We start from the raw sequence: 3,370 nt of genomic DNA, 5'->3' as shown, positions 1-3,370 counted from the left end.
TAGAGCAATAATGGAAAGGGCCGCGTATTCCAAAGCGATGGTAAAGAAGTGAAGTTGACATTAACTGGCTATTTTTGGCGATATGGTATCAGAAAAGCCATTCAGGTATCGATTTTCCGGATGAACCACTTTTATATTGAACATACCAATGCACGCTTTGAGGAATTTCCATTTACTCTGGAAAATCGTGAGGAATGGTTCTCTCAGTTCTCTAGAACCACCAAATATCAAATATATGTGGCTGTAGAAAACGGTGTGTTGCAAGGTTTTGCATGTTCCCAAAAGTACAGAGCAATACCAGCTTTTGATGACACTGTAGAGGTGAGCGTTTATCTGGCACAAGAAGCTAAAGGGAAAGGTTTAGGTTCGAAGCTTTATACTCAGCTGTTTTCATCCATTCGTGCTTATGGCGTCCATCGTATATTGTCGGGTGTTGCATTACCAAACGACGCATCAGTAGCATTACATAAACGGTTTGGTTTCCGAGAAGTCGGTATTTTCAACGAATATGCCAAGAAACATGGCCAGTACATCAGCTCGGTGTGGTTAGAAAAAGCGCTTAACGTAGAGTCCGCTTTATAACAAACGCCTCAAGAGGGACTGTCAACGCGTGGCGTTTCCAGTCCCATTGAGCCGAAGTGGTTTCGGCTGTTGTGATTGAGTTTAGTGGCATGCGTTGCCAGCCCCTTAGGCGGGCGTTAGCTGCCTACTGGCGAATATGTTCCTTTAGCTGTACAAGTTGAGTTGTGAATACTATACTTGTTCCGTAAACAGTACATGTGGGAGGTTCTATGAGAATCGTTTCTTTTACAGAAGCTAGGAATAGTTTAAAAGCAGTCTTGGATGCCGTTGTGAATGATGCGGATACAACCGTCATCACTCGACGTGATTCAGAAGATGCCGTGGTTATGTCGCTGGATTGTTACAATAGTCTAATGGAAACCGTACATTTGCTTCGCTCTCCAGCGAACGCTGAACATCTAAACCGTTCAATTGCCCAGTTCAAAGCGGGAAAAGTTACCCAAAGAGATCTGATTGATGAGTAGTCGTTTACTGTCATGGACAGATGAGTCCTGGGATGACTACTTGTACTGGCAAACACAAGACAAAAAAACACTCAAGCGGATCAATAAAATCATCAATGATGTTAAGCGTTCACCGTTTGAAGGCATTGGTAAACCAGAGCCTCTAAAGGAAAATCTATCTGGTTTTTGGTCTCGACGGATCGATGATACAAATAGACTGGTTTATGCTGTTGATGATAATGCAATAACGGTTATTTCGTGTCGCTACCATTATTGAACCAAGTGACTAAAGGCAGCTAACAAACGCTTCAAGAGGGACAGCCAACGCGTGGCATTTTTACTGTGCGTTAGTTTCAGTGGTTACGGTGCTATGCGGAAAGTTAGTAGTAGCGTTGGCTGCCCCTTAAGCGGGCGTTAGCTGAATGGTGGTAAATATCAGCATGATCGAAATTAGAAAGTATCAAGAATCAGATGCGCTTGATTTATGGGCTATTTTTTATCATACGGTTCGTAATGTGAACTTACGTGATTATTCACAAGCCCAAGTTGAAGCATGGGCTCCAGATGATTTTTCTTCAGAGATTTGGCAACGAAAAATGAACTTGCTGTCACCTTTTGTTGCTGAAATTGATGGGAAAATTGTTGGTTATAGTGATCTTCAAGAAAATGGATTAATTGATCATTTCTTTTGTCATCATGAACATCAAGGTAAAGGAGTCGGACGCCAGTTAATGGAATATGTACTCAGAGTGGGTGAGTTACAAGGAATTACTAGGCTTTACTCTGAGGTGAGTATTACAGCTCGTCCGTTTTACGAGAGATTTGGCTTCAAGGTTATAGAAGAACAAACCATAGAAGTTCGCGGTCAAAAGCTGTGCAACTTTGTCATGGAGAAATTCAGCTAACAAACGGCTCAAGAGGGATTGCCAACGCTTGGCGGCTTTAGTGCAAAATTGAAGTTCAGTGTTTACAGTGTGTTTTTTGAGTCTGGCGGTGCGTTGTCAACCCCTTAGCCGGGCGTTAGCTGAATATTGGTACAAGTAGTATGATCAAAATTAGAAAATACGAAGAATCTGACGCAAGTGAGTTGTGGGAGCTTTTTTATCATACGGTTCGTAACGTGAATCGACGAGACTATTCCCAAGAGCAAGTTGAGGCTTGGGCGCCAGATAATTTCGACTGCGAGATATGGAAGAATAAACTAAACGCTATTTCACCTTTTATTGCAGAAATAGAGGGTGTCATTGTTGGTTATGCTGACCTTCAAGAAAGTGGTTTAATCGATCATTTCTTTTGTCATCATGACCACCAAGGCAAAGGCGTTGCTCGTTGTCTTATGGAGCACGTTTTTAAAGTTGGTACATCTCGTGGCATTACCAAGTATTATTCTGAGGTCAGTATTACAGCTCGACCTTTCTACGAAAAATTTGGTTTTAAGGTTGTAAAAGAGCAATCGATAGAAGTTCGGGGCCAAAAACTGCAGAACTTTGTTATGGAAAAATTCAGCTAACAAACAATTTAAGAGGGATTCCCAACGCTTGGCATTTTTGTATCTACTTCAAATTTAGTGTTTACGGTACAATGCGTTAGGCAAGGTGGTAGCGTTGCTCACCCCTTAATTGGGCGTTATGCCCTTATCGTAATTTACTCAATAATTAACAATTTTCGTTAAATTTGGGTTTAATCAAATTGCAAGGTTTCCAACAACGTTATTGTCGAGTTTAAATTGAAATAACTTGGAACTGGCTTCAATGGAACGTTGCGGAAAATGTAAGCAATTCACTCGAACAAAAGAGAATGACAAGGATTTATGCGGAGCTTGGGAACAGCCAACTACAGCAGATAGGCAGGCTTGTCAGTTTTATATACCCAAAAATTTGAGCTTTTTCCAAAGCAAGCAGGATTCAAAATCGTAGCAAACAAAAGGCACGGGCATAACAAACTGTTCAAGCAGATTCGGCATGCGTGGCATTTTTGGTTTGCGTTGGTTTTAGTGATTACGTAGTGCTGCGGAAGCTTTTGTAATGCATGCCTCACTACTTAACAGGGCGTTATGTTTAATCACGCAAAATCAGTTGGTTGCATCTTTTCTTTGCTCCATCGGCTTGTTGGTTTTGTGTTTTTCGGCAATCTGGCTTCGTTTGGCGCTGTTTTCCGGACAATTATTCTTTAGCGCTGGAAACTCAAAGAGTTGCCTCAGTCAATTTTTCAGTAAGCACGAGGTTGGTGCGGCTGGCTCAATCAGAAATTTGAACTGTAGGTTTTTGAGTATTGGCGGCCAAAGTTCAAAACTTGATTTTCAAATTATGAGTCGTTTCAGTTTTTTTGGTCTTGGCTTTTGTTTG

The 3,370-nt window shown here is 41.5% G+C and carries 6 protein-coding genes; all 6 read left to right on the top strand.

The annotated features are described in order from the left end of the window. The first annotated feature begins 120 nt into the window (after positions 1-120). Positions 121-582: a GNAT family N-acetyltransferase gene (locus UF06_RS07020; protein ID WP_045569805.1), complete on the top strand. Its 462-nt coding sequence runs from the start codon at positions 121-123 to the stop codon at positions 580-582. A 209-nt stretch (positions 583-791) separates the two neighbouring features. Continuing rightward, positions 792-1,046 (top strand): type II toxin-antitoxin system prevent-host-death family antitoxin, encoded by a 255-nt coding sequence (locus UF06_RS07015; protein WP_045569803.1) that lies wholly within the window; start codon positions 792-794, stop codon positions 1,044-1,046. After that, on the top strand, positions 1,039-1,302 hold the full coding sequence (locus UF06_RS07010; protein ID WP_000098716.1) for a Txe/YoeB family addiction module toxin: 264 nt from the start codon (positions 1,039-1,041) through the stop codon (positions 1,300-1,302). The genes UF06_RS07015 and UF06_RS07010 overlap by 8 nt, the downstream gene beginning before the upstream one ends. Before the next feature lie 163 nt (positions 1,303-1,465). Continuing rightward, on the top strand, positions 1,466-1,930 hold the full coding sequence (locus tag UF06_RS07005) for a GNAT family N-acetyltransferase (protein ID WP_045569804.1): 465 nt from the start codon (positions 1,466-1,468) through the stop codon (positions 1,928-1,930). Positions 1,931-2,070: 140 nt separating this feature from the next. Continuing rightward, positions 2,071-2,535 (top strand): GNAT family N-acetyltransferase, encoded by a 465-nt coding sequence (locus UF06_RS07000; RefSeq protein WP_045569802.1) that lies wholly within the window; start codon positions 2,071-2,073, stop codon positions 2,533-2,535. A 619-nt stretch (positions 2,536-3,154) separates the two neighbouring features. Further along, positions 3,155-3,370, top strand: a 216-nt coding sequence (locus UF06_RS27175) for a hypothetical protein (RefSeq protein WP_242401998.1), incomplete at its 3' end; no start/stop codon positions are given.

Source organism: Vibrio sp. S234-5, assembly GCF_000960595.1.
GTDB lineage: Bacteria > Pseudomonadota > Gammaproteobacteria > Enterobacterales > Vibrionaceae > Vibrio.
Note: the sequence above shows the minus strand (reverse complement) of the source record. Positions and strands in the feature narration are given on the sequence as shown.

Coding starts and splice junctions, on each gene's coding strand:
- UF06_RS07010 (WP_000098716.1), top strand. CDS start 1,039: ATGAGTAGTCGTTTACTGTCATGGACAGATGAGTCCTGGGATGACTAC.
- UF06_RS07005 (WP_045569804.1), top strand. CDS start 1,466: ATGATCGAAATTAGAAAGTATCAAGAATCAGATGCGCTTGATTTATGG.
- UF06_RS07000 (WP_045569802.1), top strand. CDS start 2,071: ATGATCAAAATTAGAAAATACGAAGAATCTGACGCAAGTGAGTTGTGG.
- UF06_RS07015 (WP_045569803.1), top strand. CDS start 792: ATGAGAATCGTTTCTTTTACAGAAGCTAGGAATAGTTTAAAAGCAGTC.
- UF06_RS07020 (WP_045569805.1), top strand. CDS start 121: ATGAACCACTTTTATATTGAACATACCAATGCACGCTTTGAGGAATTT.